The following is a 14,311-nucleotide window of genomic DNA, read 5'->3' as shown; positions in this document are numbered from 1 at the left end:
GGTTGAATGATACGGAGTCGAGTCCGCGAATAGGTCAAGTTGTTCGAATCTTACAAGGACGTGAAGCAGGTCAATTTGCAATTGTCATTGATCTCATTGATGATCGATTTGTCTTGCTTGCCGATGGAGAAAAACGAAAATATGATCGACCAAAGAAAAAGAATTTACATCATATTGAGCCAATGGAGTACATTTCTCCGGAAGTCCAAAACAGCCTTCTAGAAACTGGTCGCGTAACAAATGGAAAGTTGCGTTTTGCTATATCTAAATTTGTCAATGAAGTAGTGACTGATTTGAAGAAGGGAGATCAACTCGATGGCGAAAGACGATGCAATTGAAGTAGAAGGTACTGTCACTGACACGTTACCTAATGCAATGTTTAAAGTTGAATTAGAGAATGGTCACACCGTTTTAGCGCATGTCTCTGGAAAAATTCGAATGCACTTTATTAGAATTTTACCTGGTGACAAAGTTACGGTTGAACTTTCTCCATATGATTTAACAAGAGGGCGTATTACGTACCGATACAAATAAATGAATGCTCCGATACAAGAGGAGGTATGGATGAGATGAAGGTAAGACCATCTGTAAAACCAATATGCGAAAAGTGTAAGGTTATTCGCCGTAAAGGAAAAGTTATGGTGATTTGCGAAAACCCTAAGCATAAACAAAAACAAGGTTAATATATAAGGAGGTGCACGACTTAAATGGCACGTATTTCTGGTGTAGATATTCCTCGTGATAAACGTGTTGTAATTTCCTTAACATATGTATATGGAATTGGGAGAACTACAGCACAAGAGATCTTAAAAGAAGCTGGTGTTTCTGAAGATACTCGCGTTCGCGATTTAACAGAAGATGAATTAGCTAAAATCCGTCAACAAGTAGAGAAATTCACTGTAGAAGGTGACCTTCGCCGTGAAGTTTCTTTAAACATTAAACGTCTAATCGAAATTGGCTCATATCGTGGAGTTCGTCATCGTAGAGGTCTTCCTGTAAGAGGACAAAAGACAAAGAACAACTCTCGTACTCGTAAAGGTCCACGTAAGACTATGGCTAACAAGAAAAAATAAGCTAAAGGAGGTTAGTTAAACAATGGCTCGTAGAACAAACACGCGTAAGCGTAAGGTGAAAAAGAATATCGATACTGGTATTGCTCACATTCGCTCAACTTTTAATAACACAATTGTTACGATCACTGATGTTCAAGGGAATGCTGTAAGTTGGAGCAGTGCTGGTTCACTTGGTTTCAAAGGTTCTCGTAAATCTACTCCATTTGCTGCACAGATGGCTGCAGAAGCTGCTGCAAAATCTGCACAGGAACATGGGTTAAAAACATTAGAAGTAACTGTTAAAGGTCCTGGTGCTGGACGTGAAGCTGCAATCCGTTCACTTCAAGCTGCAGGTTTAGAAGTTACTGCCATTCGTGACGTAACACCAGTTCCTCACAATGGTTGTCGCCCACCAAAACGTCGTAGAGTATAAATTGTCCGTATATAATTTGTCAGCCTGTCTATAATGGGTTATGATAGCTAAAAGTATGGTTTAGGCCTAACGTTTTGAAACTCTAAAGACAGCATCGCATATGACAGAAGAATACGATATTGCATAGTGCAGAAACGGGAACTGCCTACCTGAGGGATTTCGGTTAGACATGAGTCTAACCGGGGTTTCGACGTTTTGAAGGAGGGTTTTATTGATGATCGAAATTGAAAAACCAAAGATTGAAACGGTAGAGGTAAGTGATGATGCTACATTTGGTAAGTTTGTTGTAGAACCACTAGAACGTGGTTATGGAACGACACTAGGAAACTCCCTACGTCGTATACTACTATCCTCACTTCCTGGCGCTGCTGTGACATCGGTACAAATTGATGGGGCATTACATGAGTTCTCTACTATCGAAGGTGTGGTAGAGGATGTAACAACTATCATTTTAAATCTTAAGAAACTAGCTCTTAAAATTTACTCAGAAGAAGAGAAAACTTTAGAGATAGATGTGCAAGGAGAAGGCAAAGTGACTGCTGCGGACATTACTTTCGATAGTGACGTAGAAGTCTTAAACCCTAGCCTCCACATTGCTACATTAGGAGCAAATGCACAGCTTAGGATGAAAATTACCGCTGAACGTGGTCGAGGATATCGACCAGCAGATGCTAACAACCACGATGATCAGCCGATCGGTGTTATTCCTGTTGATTCTATCTTCACTCCAGTTTCTAAGGTTACTTATCAAGTAGAAAATACCCGTGTAGGACAAATTACTAACTTTGATAAACTAACACTAGATGTTTGGACAGATGGCAGCATAAGACCAGAAGAAGCTGTTTCATTAGGTGCGAAAATCTACACGGAGCATTTGAATATATTCGTGAGTTTAACTGACGAAGCTCAAAATGCGGAAATCATGATTGAAAAAGAAGAAGATCAGAAAGAAAAAGTTCTTGAGATGACTATCGAAGAACTAGATTTATCAGTACGTTCTTATAACTGTTTGAAACGTGCAGGAATTAACACAGTTCAAGAACTTGCTCATAAGTCAGAAGAAGATATGATGAAGGTACGTAACTTGGGACGTAAATCTCTTGAAGAAGTAAAACATAAACTTGAAGATTTAGGACTAGGATTGCGTAAAGACGATTGATACATCAGACACCTTTAGATATTCCGAAAAAGGGAGGGATAATCCATGGCTAGAAAATTAGGTCGTACAACTGATAAACGTATGGCGCTACTAAGAGGCCTTGCCACAGACTTAATTATTCATGAAAGACTAGAAACTACTGAAGCTAAAGCAAAAGAGCTTCGTTCTGTAGTCGATAAAATGATTACTCTTGGTAAACGTGGTGATCTTCATGCTCGTCGTCAAGCTGCAGCATTTCTATATAATGCAGAAGCTAACGAGAATGAAGATGCAGTTCAAAAACTTTTTAGTGACATCGCAGCTCGATATGATGAGCGTCAAGGCGGTTATACACGTGTTCTTAAATTAGGACCACGTCGTGGTGATGGAGCAGAAATGGCGATTATTGAACTTGTATAAAATTTAGTGGCTTGAAGGGCAGGACTGAATCTCTTCCATGAGGTGAATCCAAGCCCTTTTTTATTTGCCCAAAATTAAATGCTAGCAATTCCAACTTACACGAGATTATTTGTATGTATTACTTCCTATGATAAAATAGGATAATGAATTAATATGAATTGAAATACATATGTAAAGCAATTTGAGGCCATTCCTGAATTAAACGGGAGTAATTGTAGATTTATGTTGATGAAGAGTTAGATTCTTAGTCTTAAAAATGTGCTATTACCTGGGAAATAGCAAAATTGTTGTCATACTGGAGGATGGATCATTTGAGCAATAGCTTTGTAGAATTCCGTAATGTGTCATTCCGGTACGGTGATGACCAACCATGGGTGCTGAAAAATGTTAGTTTTCAAATTCAATCAGATAAATGGGTAGCAATCATTGGTCATAATGGATCGGGTAAGTCTACTATTGCTAAACTTATGAATGGATTACTTTTCCCGCAAGAAGGAGAAATTATTGTTAATGGTTTAATAATAAATGAAGAAACCATCTGGGATGTACGAAAAAGTGTAGGGATGGTGTTTCAGAATCCTGATAATCAGTTTGTAGGAACTACTGTTAAAGATGATGTAGCCTTTGGCTTAGAAAACCGTGGGATTCCAAGGGAAATTATGATAAGACGTATTGATGAGAGCCTAAAGGCTGTCGGTATGTCCGAATATATTAATCATGAACCACATCGTCTATCTGGTGGTCAAAAACAGCGTGTTGCTATTGCAAGTGTATTAGCGATATCTCCCAATTTAATAATCCTTGATGAAGCTACAGCTATGCTTGATCCAAAAGGTCGGTTTGACATTTTACAGGTAATTAATAGCGTTAGAAATCAGGAAAGGTTAATGCTTGTGACGATCACCCATGACCTTAATGAAATTGGTTACGCTGATAAAGTCATTGTGATGAACAATGGAAGCGTATGGGCAGAGACCACCCCGAGAGCCCTTTTTGCAAAGGAAAAAGATTTGAAACAGATTGGGTTAGATATACCATTTGTTGCAAAGCTCGCCAAGGAATTTATTGAATTAGGGATTCCAATCAATAAAACCCCATTAAATCATGATGAATTACTGGAGGAACTATGGATATATCATTCAAAAATGTAAGCTATGTCTATCAATATAACACCCCCTTTGAGCATAGGGCTATTGAAGACTTATCTTTCTCAGTGAAATCTGGATCCTTTGTTGCTATTATAGGACATACTGGTTCAGGGAAATCTACTATAATTCAACATCTTAACGGATTAATTCGCCCAACTAGTGGAAGCATCTCTATAGGGAATTTTAATTTGTCTGCCTCTGATAAACCAAAGAATTTAAAAGAGCTAAGGAGTAAAGTAGGGATTGTTTTTCAATATCCAGAACATCAGTTATTTGAAGAAACAGTTGCAAAAGATATTGGGTTTGGTCCAAAAAATTTCGGGATAGGCGATAATGAAATTATGGAACGTATTCAGCAGGCATGTACGGCAGTCCAATTACCAAACGATCTATTGGAAAGATCCCCCTTCGACTTAAGTGGTGGACAGATGCGACGTGTTGCTATTGCAGGGGTGTTAGCTGTTAACCCTGAGTTACTTGTGTTAGATGAACCAACAGCAGGACTAGATCCACGAGGGCAGCAGGACATGATGGATATGTTCTACCAATTACATAAGCAAAAGAAATTAACGACAATACTCGTTACTCATAGTATGGAGGATGCTCTAAAATATGCAGACCATGTAATTATCTTAAATAAAGGTAAAAAATATATGGAGGGTACACCTACTGAAGTTTTTGCAAATAAAGATGCTTTAAGTAAAGTACAATTGGATGTCCCCGAAGTGATTCAATTTCTTCATGAATTTAAAGAGAGGTTTGAGGGAGAAATAACGTACTCGAACCAAAGTATAAAACAGTTAGCGTCTGAATTAACCAACCAATTAAAGGGGCTTACTAATAATGAATAATATGTTAATAATAGGCCAGTATGTCCCTGGTAGTTCTTTCATCCATCGACTCGACCCGAGAACTAAAATTACCATTATCTTTTTCTTCGTTTTTTTTATATTTTTTGCTAATTCTTTACTAAGCTATGGCATTTTGACTCTTTTTTCTGTTGGCAGTGCCCTTGCAACTAGAATTAAAGTCTCCTATATTATCAAGGGATTAACACCAGTCTGGTTCCTTATCCTTTTTACCTTTTTACTACACTTATTGGTAACAAAGGATGGAGAAGTGTTATTTCGGGTTTTTACTTATCCAATATATACAGGTGCCATTATACAGGGTACAGCCATTTCTTTACGTTTTTTTCTGTTAATTTTAGTCACATCATTACTCACCTTAACAACTAGTCCTATAGAAATAACAGATGCGATTGAAAACTTGTTGCACCCACTTAAAAAGATTAAGTTTCCGGTGCATGAACTAGCTTTAATGATGTCTATCTCATTACGATTTATACCAACATTACTACAAGAAACAGAAAAAATATCTAAAGCACAAGCTTCCAGGGGAGTAGACTTTAAAACTGGTCCTATAAAGGAAAGAATACAAGCTGTTGTTCCATTACTTGTACCTTTGTTTATTAGTGCCTTTAAACGTGCTGAGGAATTAGCAATGGCTATGGAAGCAAGAGGTTATCAAGGTGGAGAGGGCCGTACTAAATTACGTGAATTAAAAGTAGGACCTCTAGATTGGGTTGCTCTCCTTTGTTTCATACTTATTATCGTGGCTTTATTTGTTACTAGAAAGTAAGGTGAAAAACAAATGAATCGAATCAGAGCTGTCATTAGCTATGACGGTACCAATTTTTCGGGATATCAAATACAACCTAATGGGCGCACGGTACAGGAAGAAATAGAAAAGGCCCTGGTAAAAATACATAAAGGACTAGTTGTAAGAGTTGTAGCATCAGGAAGGACGGATGCTAAAGTCCACGCTAAGGGGCAAGTGGTACACTTTGATAGTCACTTAAATATACCTAATGAGAACTGGAAGAGGGCTTTAAATGCTTTAATGCCAGAAGATATATATGTAAAAGAAGCGTTCTTAGTTGATCAACAGTTTCATGCACGCTTTGATGTAGTTGAAAAAGAGTACCGCTATATCATTCATACGGCAGAAAAGGATATTTTTTTAAGAAACTATGTCTATGCTATTCATGAATCTCTTAATATACAAGCAATGAGTGATGCTTGTCAGTATGTTGTGGGAGAGCATGATTTTACTTCGTTCTGCGCTGCTAATACGAATGTAAAAGGAGATAAGATACGTACGATTTATCATGCAACTTGCACAGAGGTTGGGGACAAGGTTACCTTTACATTTAAGGGTAGTGGTTTTTTGTATAATATGGTTCGTATATTAGTAGGTACGATGATAGAGGTTGGAAGAGAAAAGCTATCTCCACAAGATATGGTGAACATTATCGAAGCAAAGGATAGAAAAAAGGCAGGTAAAACTGCACCACCACAAGGTTTGTATTTATGGAATGTTGTCTATCCTAATGATAAAGATAGTATTTAGAAGAACTTACCACCATTAATTTGTAAAAAACAACGCATCCAGGTGTTACATTCTATTGACATTAGGTTCCAGGTGTTATATGATGATTTATGGCATTTTATTTCTATACCACGATTAGCCCCGGAAAGTTAATTCGTGTTAGAATATAGGTCGTCTCGCTATATCAAGGGTATAGCACAATTAAAGAACATTAAATTTTATGGATAATTGATATACAGGAGGGTAACTGATCATGCGCACAACTTTCATGGCAAATGAAAATAATATTGAACGCAAGTGGCTTGTTGTGGATGCTGAAGGTCAAACGTTAGGTCGTTTAGCGAGCGAAGTAGCTTCAATTCTTCGTGGAAAGCATAAACCAACATACACACCGCATGTAGACACTGGTGATCACGTAATAATCATCAATGCTGAAAAAATTGAATTAACTGGTAACAAATTAAATGACAAGAAATATTACCGTCATTCAAACCACCCAGGTGGATTAAAAGAACGTACTGCTTTAGAAATGCGTACAAAATACCCTGAGCAAATGCTTGAACTTACAGTTAAAGGTATGCTTCCAAAAGGAAGTCTTGGCCGTAAAATGGGTAAAAAATTACACGTATTTAGAGGCTCTGAACATAATCATCAAGCACAAAAACCAGAAGTTATCGAACTTCGCGGATAATTAAAAGGAGGTTAACATAGTGGCACAAGTACAATACTACGGTACCGGACGCCGTAAAAGTTCAACTGCACGTGTACGTTTAGTTCCAGGTACTGGACGTATCGTTGTAAATAAACGTGATGCGGAAGATTACTTCCCATATGAAACACTTCGTACAATCATTAAACAACCCTTAGCTATTACTGAAACAGAGGGTAGCTACGATGTACTAGTTAACGTATCAGGTGGTGGATTCACTGGTCAAGCTGGTGCAATTCGTCATGGTGTTGCTCGTGCATTGTTAGAAGCAGATCCAGAATACCGCGCAGCATTAAAGCGTGAAGGATACCTAACTCGTGACGCTCGTATGAAAGAACGTAAAAAATACGGTCTTAAAGGCGCACGTCGTGCACCACAGTTCTCAAAACGTTAAATCTTTGTTTTACAAAAGCTCTCAACCATATGGTTGGGGGCTTTTTTTGTAGTATAGGAAATGACAAAATCAGCCTCGTCAGCTTCAAGTGCCAGCAACTAGCAAGAATTCCCTCTTCTCACTTCGATTATTGTTTTGCCTTTATCTCCTATGGCGCAATCCAGTCTATTTGTAGCTAACTGGCGTTCAGAGCTTTTGTTCATATTGAGTGTTACCACCTTTAGACCCCCCATTACATAATGAGTTAATCGGACGCTAAACCAAAACTCAAAGAATGAACTGCTTTTCAAAAGTCCTCATATATGTGGTTCTAACCCAGTGAATCTATCATGAAAGTAATGCGTTATCCAAATATCAATTTATGGAGTAAGTGAATTCGCTATATCTTAAATAGAAAATTTTTATTAAGTAAATAAAATTTATAAATCTGTTATATTTAGGTTTAGCTCTATAGGTAATAGGGTATATATAAATCGGATAAGTATAGATAATTCTTGCCCCATGCTATTGATATTCATTTGTAACTTTTTAATAATTGAACCTATGCATTTTTTGTAGAAAGATGTCGATTTTTATTTAGAGGTAATATATAATAAAATTTATGAGAGTTACCTGTTAGGTTTAATAATAAATGGAAAGTACAGTCAAATATACTAGTTTCGAGATATTAGAAAAGAGGAAAAAAATTGATTACTAAACTTAGAAATACAATTCCAACAAGTACTCAAGTATTAAATGAGAATGCAGTATTAGCAGCAATCGAAACTTCACTAGCTATTATTGAATTTGACCCACAAGGAAATGTGTTATGGGCAAACAAAAATTTTGCAGATACAGTGGAATATACAGTGGCAGAAATGCCAGGACTTAAACATAGACAGTTTTGTACAAATGAATTTGCTTCAAGTAGAGAATATGAGGAACTTTGGGCAAATTTACGTAACGGGAAAAGTTTTCAGGAGAAAATTCAACGTGTTACTAAAACTGGTCGGTTAATATGGCTCGAGGCTACTTATACTCCTATCTATAACGAACTTGGAAAAGTGGAAGCTGTAATTAAAGTGGCAACAGATATAACTGAACGGGAAAATGCTATGATTTCTGGAACGAATGAATTACAACAAATGTCTGAAGAACTTCGTAGTCGTGCTGATGAGGGTATAACAAGAAGTGAAGAGGTTTCTTCATCGATAGAGCAGTTAGTGGCTCAATCAGAGGAAAACTTACAAATACTAAAATCTTTAGAAAAACAAGCGGTATCGATAGAGGACATAGTTAGAACAATTAAAGAAATAGCTGCTCAGACAAACCTATTGGCTCTTAATGCTGGCATAGAGGCTGCTAGAGCTGGTGAACATGGTAGGGGGTTTAATGTGGTTGCCAATGAAGTTAGAAAGCTTGCCACAAGAGTTCAGGATTCTATAAAAGAGGTTAATTCCCATGTAGAGGGAATTACAAGTGAGGTTAAGAAGATCAGTGATGTGACGCAGCGCTCACAAGAAGGTATTACAACAAGTAGTGAACTTATTAATAAAGCGCTGGAGGATTTCATTGGAATCGGAGGTGCGTCACAGCAATTAGAGGCACAGGCTAAAGCGTTTAAAGGAATTATATAAAAAGAGTAGCTTATAGTGTGTTCCATAACACATTAAGCTACTCTTTTAACGTGTTGGAAGGAATAAAACCCCTACTTGTCCCATATAGTGTTGATAGGAATATATATGGGGGGAGAGCACATATGAATCGCTCTGTAAAAATTGCATCATGGATAATCGGTGCTATTTTATTAGTAGTTCTTATTCAATATCCTATTCAGAAATCAACAGATTCATGGGAGTCGTGGTCACTTCCGCTTGCTGGGAAAGTAATTGTTCTAGATCCTGGTCATGGAGGCCCAGATGGAGGAGCAGTTGGCGCTGACAATACGTTGGAAAAAGATATTGCGCTAGATGTTTCTAAATTATTAAGAGACTATTTGCAACAGTCTGGCGCTTTGGTTTTTTTAACTCGGGAAGAGGATCGTGATCTAGCAAGTGGGGATACGAAAGGCTTGGCTAGGAGAAAAGCAGAAGATTTACGAAAAAGATTAGATTTTATTAAAGAGAAAGAAGCTGACTTTTTCTTAAGTGTTCATCTTAATGCACTACCTGCCAAAGAATGGAGCGGTGCGCAAACATTTTATTACCCATCTCTTGAAAAGAGTGAAAAACTTGCAAAAATGATCCAGTCAGAAATCAAAAGGAACCTAGAAAATACAAACCGTGAAGCACTCGCCATTAATGGGATGTATTTATTAAAAAATGCGGAAATACCTGGTGCTTTAGTTGAAATTGGCTTTTTATCTAATGAACATGAACGTGAATTGTTAAAAACAAACGAGTATCAACGAAAAATGGCTGGAAGTATGTATGAAGGTATTATGCGCTATGTAACAGAGGGGCTTGAGGAAGAGCAGGCAGAAAAGTAATCGACGTGTGTGCTCCATCACATGGGAAATGTGAAGATATGTTATACTATCATTAAGACTTGTACAAAAACTAAGGATGGTGAACATATCTTGCTAACTAAACAAGAGGCAATTGATCTATTAAAACAGATGAAGGATCCATTTCTACATAGAACATTTCATGAAACGAATGGTATTGAAGAAGTAACGGTTAAAGAAGAAAAGAACCATATCAGTGTCAAACTAGCAATAGGAAAAACGAATACAGCAGAACAAATGCAATTACAGCAAGAATTAGTAAATGTATTAAAAAGTCATGGTGCTGTTACAGTTGGACTTCGGTTTACGCAATTACCTGATGAAACAATTGCAAAGTTTCAGCCTACAAGTGAAAAGGATACATCTTTACTTGAAGATGGAGGTAAAACAAACTTTGTCGCTGTTGCGAGTGGTAAGGGCGGAGTTGGTAAATCAACTGTTACAGTGAACCTTGCCGTAGCCTTAGCTAGGTTAGGAAAAAAAGTCGGTATTATTGATGCTGATATTTATGGATTTAGTGTACCTGATATGATGGGAGTAGAGGAAAGACCAGCATTAAAGGGAAATCGGATTATTCCAGTTGAGAGGTTTGGCGTGAAAATTATGTCAATGGGTTTCTTTGTTGAAGATAACTCACCTGTAATTTGGCGGGGACCTAGATTGGGTAAAATGTTGACGAGCTTTTTTAAGGAAGTAGAATGGGGCGAACTAGATTACCTTTTACTTGATTTGCCACCAGGTACAGGGGATGTTGCGTTAGATGTCCATAATATGATTCCTTCCTCAAAAGAGGTAATTGTTACAACTCCTCATCCAACTGCAGCTTTTGTTGCGGCTCGTGCAGGCCAAATGGCTTTGACAACAGACCATGAGATCCTGGGCGTTGTAGAAAATATGTCTTATTTTGAAAGTAAATTAACTGGTGATAGAGAATATGTATTCGGAAAAGGTGGCGGAGATAAACTGGCAGAAGCCCTTCAAACGAAGGTGATTGGTCAACTTTCTCTACAGCAACCCTATGAAGAAGAGGGTGTTTTTGCACCGTCTGTCTACCAGGAAGATCATCCAAATGGACAAGAGTATAAGAGGATAGCGGCTAAAGTCATTGCAAATTTTGAGGAATAGAAAAAGAGAGCTTGCCAAATGGTAAGCTCTCTTTTTGTTAAGTAACAGAAATATTTATGACTTGCCACTTTTTTTATCGCCACCAGATTCTCCGCCTCCGCCAGATTCAGCTTCGCCACCGGAGCCTTCTGTCGATTGCATTTCTTTTGCGGCATTTAATATTATCTCAGTCATTTGAGCCTTAAACATTGGAGAATCCAATGTTTCTTGAATTGTTTTTTCTAGATGTTCCCGAAACTTTTGCCCTTTAAGTACACTAAGCATTTGATCTTCCATTTCTGGATTTTCAAGTAGTTCAAGCATCTTTTTCTGATACTCTGAGTCGCTCATTAACCCTTTTATAACATCTTCCTGTTGTTTTTGTAGAGTCTTACCGAAAGATTCAACAAACTTAGGATCATCAAACATCTTTTTCCAATACTCTTTCCCTTTATCACCAGTAAGTGCCTCCGCGACAGAATCCTTCACTAATTTAGACTCTAAAACAAATGTCTTTTGCATTTCATCATCAGTAAGTACATCTGTAATTGCTTTTTTTCCTTCGTCTGTTTTTAATATATCAGTAACCATTTTTTTTACGGAATCATAATTCACTTCTTCTCCACTTGTTGTACCGCCTCCACCACAAGAGGTCAGTAATAGAAAGGAGAAACATATAAGAATCACTGGGAATAACCTTGACATTGTACCTACTCCTTTCCTTTCTTCTTATTTTTAATATGAGAAGCAAGAGAAAAATTATGTATGACAATAATGGGGAAAAAAACTTATATTCATGATAAAATACCAAAAGGATAAGAATCATAATGGAGAATCACGTAGGAGGATTTTTTTTGTGAAAAGTCGTAATGTTGTTCGTCTGTTCTTGAGTACGCTATTAATTGGTGCAGTTTCTACCTTAATAACCAGTTTTTTTGTTAAGGCAGGGACCTATAAAGAGTATCTTCAACCGTTCGATCTAGGTGAGATTTTAGGTATTGTCTTATTTTTTATAACATATGGATTTGTATTTAGTTTAATAAGCCAGATGGGTTTTTTTGCTTACTTAACCATAAACCAATTTGGGCTTGGTATGTTTAAGGGTTTTTGGGGACCGATACAAATCGTATTAATTGGGTTTGCACTATTTGATCTCATTTATTTTCGGTATAAACAAGCTGGCTCATCCTTAATAATATTTATCATTGTTGCTGTAGCGTTGTTTGCATATAGCTGGGTGATAGCAACTATAAAATCCAGAGAGACCAATAAAGGAGCGTTTATTCCAGCACTTTTTTTTATGATGGTTGTAACGTCCATTGAATGGGTTCCAGGTTTACGTGTCAGTGGTGGAGACTATGTCTGGTTAATGATCGTACCATTGTTAATATGTAATACTTATCAATTATTAATACTACATAGACTAATAAATACTAATAGTACAAGCAAGTAAAAAAAGACAGCTTACTCCTAAAAAGAGAGGCTGTCTTTTCGTTATTGTACTTCTTTTGACTTTGAATCAGCACTTGAGATTAGTTCAGATACACCGACCATATTAAATCCTTTGTTTTTAAGTGCTGGTAAAATGGTATCGAGGGCATCTGGTGTTTGTTTAACAGAATCTGATGCATGCAGAAGAATAATATCACCATTTGAAGTGTTTTTCATAACTCTATCTATGATTACTTGTTCTCCTGGATTTTTCCAATCCTCTGGATTTACATTCCAATTAATAACATCAAAACCTCTGTTTTCGGCTATAGCAAGTATATCTTTATTAATGTGACCGCTTGGTGTTCTTAGTAGCTTTATATCCTCATATCCCGATTTGCCAAATATGTCTCTCGCCATAGCTAGATCCTTTTTGATTTGTTCCGGTTCTTGCTTTAAATAGCTTTTATAGCGGTAACCCATCATCCCAATTTCATGTCCATTTTCTTCAATATTCTTTAGTTCTTCCGGGTGCCGCTCTACCCATTCCCCTGCTATGAAAAAGGTAGCTTGTACATCATGCTTTTTTAGCTTTTCTAAAATGGGTGTTACCATTTCATTTCCCCAAGAAATATTAAAGGTTAAAGCTATGTTTGGTTCTTTTTCATTTCCCTTACTTAGTGCTGCAGGGTTTTCCTTACTGGAAAATACAGATAGTGAACTTTGTGTTTCAACTAATAAAAACACAGCTGTAAAAAGTGCAACTGTAAGGACCATTCCCCAACTTTTCCATTTTTTTAATTTCACCACAAAAAAGTGCTGCATTACTCCTCCTCCTTTTGGACTTGCTATATTTTATGATTAGAAATCACCATTATGATTAATGATTTAGTTTTAAGACTAATAAAAATGAGGAATATGGTTAGGATAAGAGAGTACTTTTAAATAGGAGTGATATCGTGATTGGGATGCTAGTAAACGATATAGAGCAGAAAGAAATACAATATCTAATAAAACGTGAGTTAGAGGAATTACTTTTAGATTTAGAAGACAATAGAATTGACCAAATGGTTAAGAGGGCGATGAAAGAACGGTATAAGTTATTATTCCAGTTATTCCGACGTGTTGCTAGTGAAAAGGAATGTATGAAATACATACCGAGAAAAATAGAAAACCAATCTTAATACATGTAAACAAAATATATACTATGTCTTCTTTATATGATTGAGATATAGTATATATTTATTTTTTTCTATATTTCCTCTTGTCATAGAGAAAGGGATATGCTATATTATTTTTTGTTGTCAGTAATTATTAAAAATAATTATTAACTTTTTATTGACTCTGAATATTTTTATATGTTACATTAGTAAAGTCGTTTTTGTGAGAAAAATTAACGCAAACAAAAAAAGTCGTTGACTTAATAATTTATGCTTGTTATAATGTTAAAGCTGTCGATTAACAACGACGATATTGATCTTTGAAAACTGAACAAAACAATCATTATGTCAAAGTAAGAAACAAGCTAGTCAAGTTTTAGAGCAAGCAAACACTTTATGGAGAGTTTGATCTTGGCTCAGGACGAACGCTGGCGGCGTGCCTAATA

Annotated in this window: 20 protein-coding genes; 18 read left to right on the top strand and 2 right to left on the bottom strand. The window is 36.7% G+C overall.

Features of this window, described 5'->3' with window-relative positions; all coding sequences use genetic code 11:
* Nucleotides 1–2 precede the first annotated feature (2 nt).
* From H7K77_RS02545 to H7K77_RS02470, 16 genes are all read left to right on the top strand, one after another.
* Nucleotides 3–338 (top strand): KOW domain-containing RNA-binding protein, encoded by a 336-nt coding sequence (locus H7K77_RS02545; RefSeq protein ID WP_186576147.1) that lies wholly within the window; start codon nt 3–5, stop codon nt 336–338.
* The gene (gene infA, locus H7K77_RS02540) at nt 316–534 is read left to right on the top strand and encodes a translation initiation factor IF-1 (RefSeq protein WP_003464670.1); all 219 of its coding nucleotides are present in this window, start codon (nt 316–318) and stop codon (nt 532–534) included. The genes H7K77_RS02545 and infA overlap by 23 nt, the downstream gene beginning before the upstream one ends.
* 35 nt (nt 535–569) lie before the next feature.
* Entirely contained in the window at nt 570–683 is a 114-nt protein-coding gene (rpmJ, locus tag H7K77_RS02535; RefSeq protein WP_003156543.1) for a 50S ribosomal protein L36, read from the top strand.
* A gap of 24 nt (nt 684–707) precedes the next feature.
* Nucleotides 708–1,073: a 30S ribosomal protein S13 gene (rpsM, locus tag H7K77_RS02530; RefSeq protein WP_186576146.1), complete on the top strand. Its 366-nt coding sequence runs from the start codon at nt 708–710 to the stop codon at nt 1,071–1,073.
* A 22-nt stretch (nt 1,074–1,095) separates the two neighbouring features.
* The gene (rpsK, locus tag H7K77_RS02525; RefSeq protein WP_186576145.1) at nt 1,096–1,485 is read left to right on the top strand and encodes a 30S ribosomal protein S11; all 390 of its coding nucleotides are present in this window, start codon (nt 1,096–1,098) and stop codon (nt 1,483–1,485) included.
* A 214-nt stretch (nt 1,486–1,699) separates the two neighbouring features.
* The gene (locus H7K77_RS02520) at nt 1,700–2,644 is read left to right on the top strand and encodes a DNA-directed RNA polymerase subunit alpha (protein WP_186576196.1); all 945 of its coding nucleotides are present in this window, start codon (nt 1,700–1,702) and stop codon (nt 2,642–2,644) included.
* A gap of 45 nt (nt 2,645–2,689) precedes the next feature.
* Nucleotides 2,690–3,043: a 50S ribosomal protein L17 gene (gene rplQ / locus H7K77_RS02515; RefSeq protein ID WP_186576144.1), complete on the top strand. Its 354-nt coding sequence runs from the start codon at nt 2,690–2,692 to the stop codon at nt 3,041–3,043.
* Between the two features lie 311 nt (nt 3,044–3,354).
* Nucleotides 3,355–4,194 carry an energy-coupling factor ABC transporter ATP-binding protein gene (locus H7K77_RS02510; RefSeq protein ID WP_186576143.1) on the top strand — a complete coding sequence of 280 codons (840 nt, stop codon included), beginning with the start codon at nt 3,355–3,357 and terminating at the stop codon, nt 4,192–4,194.
* Complete coding sequence (locus tag H7K77_RS02505) at nt 4,170–5,042, top strand: energy-coupling factor ABC transporter ATP-binding protein (RefSeq protein ID WP_186576142.1); 873 nt, start codon at nt 4,170–4,172, stop codon at nt 5,040–5,042. The genes H7K77_RS02510 and H7K77_RS02505 overlap by 25 nt, the downstream gene beginning before the upstream one ends.
* A complete protein-coding gene (locus H7K77_RS02500; protein ID WP_186576141.1) occupies nt 5,035–5,832 on the top strand; it encodes an energy-coupling factor transporter transmembrane component T family protein in 798 nt (265 codons plus the stop codon). Before H7K77_RS02505 ends, H7K77_RS02500 begins: the two co-directional genes overlap by 8 nt.
* A 12-nt stretch (nt 5,833–5,844) precedes the next feature.
* Nucleotides 5,845–6,603 (top strand): tRNA pseudouridine(38-40) synthase TruA, encoded by a 759-nt coding sequence (gene truA / locus H7K77_RS02495; protein WP_186576140.1) that lies wholly within the window; start codon nt 5,845–5,847, stop codon nt 6,601–6,603.
* 232 nt (nt 6,604–6,835) lie between these two features.
* Nucleotides 6,836–7,273: a 50S ribosomal protein L13 gene (gene rplM, locus H7K77_RS02490; protein WP_186576139.1), complete on the top strand. Its 438-nt coding sequence runs from the start codon at nt 6,836–6,838 to the stop codon at nt 7,271–7,273.
* Between the two features lie 19 nt (nt 7,274–7,292).
* Nucleotides 7,293–7,685: a 30S ribosomal protein S9 gene (rpsI, locus tag H7K77_RS02485; RefSeq protein ID WP_186576138.1), complete on the top strand. Its 393-nt coding sequence runs from the start codon at nt 7,293–7,295 to the stop codon at nt 7,683–7,685.
* Nucleotides 7,686–8,371: 686 nt separating this feature from the next.
* A complete protein-coding gene (locus H7K77_RS02480) occupies nt 8,372–9,301 on the top strand; it encodes a methyl-accepting chemotaxis protein (RefSeq protein ID WP_222599179.1) in 930 nt (309 codons plus the stop codon).
* 122 nt (nt 9,302–9,423) lie between these two features.
* Complete coding sequence (cwlD, locus tag H7K77_RS02475) at nt 9,424–10,152, top strand: N-acetylmuramoyl-L-alanine amidase CwlD (RefSeq protein ID WP_186576137.1); 729 nt, start codon at nt 9,424–9,426, stop codon at nt 10,150–10,152.
* 129 nt (nt 10,153–10,281) lie between these two features.
* Nucleotides 10,282–11,295, top strand: coding sequence for an Mrp/NBP35 family ATP-binding protein (locus H7K77_RS02470; RefSeq protein WP_235988815.1), 1,014 nt, complete (start codon nt 10,282–10,284; stop codon nt 11,293–11,295).
* Nucleotides 11,296–11,349: 54 nt separating this feature from the next.
* On the opposite strand, the gene gerD is transcribed toward H7K77_RS02470, so the two are convergent.
* The gene (gene gerD, locus H7K77_RS02465; RefSeq protein ID WP_186576135.1) at nt 11,350–11,979 is read right to left on the bottom strand and encodes a spore germination lipoprotein GerD; all 630 of its coding nucleotides are present in this window, start codon (nt 11,977–11,979) and stop codon (nt 11,350–11,352) included.
* A gap of 151 nt (nt 11,980–12,130) precedes the next feature.
* Here gerD and H7K77_RS02460 point away from each other — a divergent pair, with 151 nt between their 5' ends.
* The gene (locus tag H7K77_RS02460) at nt 12,131–12,727 is read left to right on the top strand and encodes a KinB-signaling pathway activation protein (RefSeq protein WP_186576134.1); all 597 of its coding nucleotides are present in this window, start codon (nt 12,131–12,133) and stop codon (nt 12,725–12,727) included.
* A gap of 41 nt (nt 12,728–12,768) precedes the next feature.
* On the opposite strand, the gene pdaB is transcribed toward H7K77_RS02460, so the two are convergent.
* Nucleotides 12,769–13,530, bottom strand: a complete 762-nt coding sequence (gene pdaB, locus H7K77_RS02455) for a polysaccharide deacetylase family sporulation protein PdaB (RefSeq protein ID WP_186576133.1) — start codon at nt 13,528–13,530, stop codon at nt 12,769–12,771.
* Nucleotides 13,531–13,664: 134 nt separating this feature from the next.
* On the opposite strand from pdaB, the gene H7K77_RS02450 reads away from it, so the two are divergent.
* Entirely contained in the window at nt 13,665–13,889 is a 225-nt protein-coding gene (locus tag H7K77_RS02450) for a hypothetical protein (RefSeq protein WP_186576132.1), read from the top strand.
* Nucleotides 13,890–14,311 lie beyond the last annotated feature (422 nt).

This window comes from Aquibacillus kalidii, assembly GCF_014280935.1.
Classification (GTDB): Bacteria; Bacillota; Bacilli; order Bacillales; family Amphibacillaceae; genus Aquibacillus_D; species Aquibacillus_D kalidii.
This window is presented reverse-complemented; position numbering and strand designations above follow the sequence as displayed.

Coding starts and splice junctions, on each gene's coding strand:
- infA (WP_003464670.1), top strand. CDS start 316: ATGGCGAAAGACGATGCAATTGAAGTAGAAGGTACTGTCACTGACACG.
- rpmJ (WP_003156543.1), top strand. CDS start 570: ATGAAGGTAAGACCATCTGTAAAACCAATATGCGAAAAGTGTAAGGTT.
- rpsM (WP_186576146.1), top strand. CDS start 708: ATGGCACGTATTTCTGGTGTAGATATTCCTCGTGATAAACGTGTTGTA.
- rpsK (WP_186576145.1), top strand. CDS start 1,096: ATGGCTCGTAGAACAAACACGCGTAAGCGTAAGGTGAAAAAGAATATC.
- H7K77_RS02520 (WP_186576196.1), top strand. CDS start 1,700: ATGATCGAAATTGAAAAACCAAAGATTGAAACGGTAGAGGTAAGTGAT.
- rplQ (WP_186576144.1), top strand. CDS start 2,690: ATGGCTAGAAAATTAGGTCGTACAACTGATAAACGTATGGCGCTACTA.
- H7K77_RS02505 (WP_186576142.1), top strand. CDS start 4,170: ATGGATATATCATTCAAAAATGTAAGCTATGTCTATCAATATAACACC.
- H7K77_RS02500 (WP_186576141.1), top strand. CDS start 5,035: ATGAATAATATGTTAATAATAGGCCAGTATGTCCCTGGTAGTTCTTTC.
- truA (WP_186576140.1), top strand. CDS start 5,845: ATGAATCGAATCAGAGCTGTCATTAGCTATGACGGTACCAATTTTTCG.
- rplM (WP_186576139.1), top strand. CDS start 6,836: ATGCGCACAACTTTCATGGCAAATGAAAATAATATTGAACGCAAGTGG.
- cwlD (WP_186576137.1), top strand. CDS start 9,424: ATGAATCGCTCTGTAAAAATTGCATCATGGATAATCGGTGCTATTTTA.
- H7K77_RS02470 (WP_235988815.1), top strand. CDS start 10,282: ATGAAGGATCCATTTCTACATAGAACATTTCATGAAACGAATGGTATT.
- gerD (WP_186576135.1), bottom strand. CDS start 11,979: ATGTCAAGGTTATTCCCAGTGATTCTTATATGTTTCTCCTTTCTATTA.
- pdaB (WP_186576133.1), bottom strand. CDS start 13,530: ATGCAGCACTTTTTTGTGGTGAAATTAAAAAAATGGAAAAGTTGGGGA.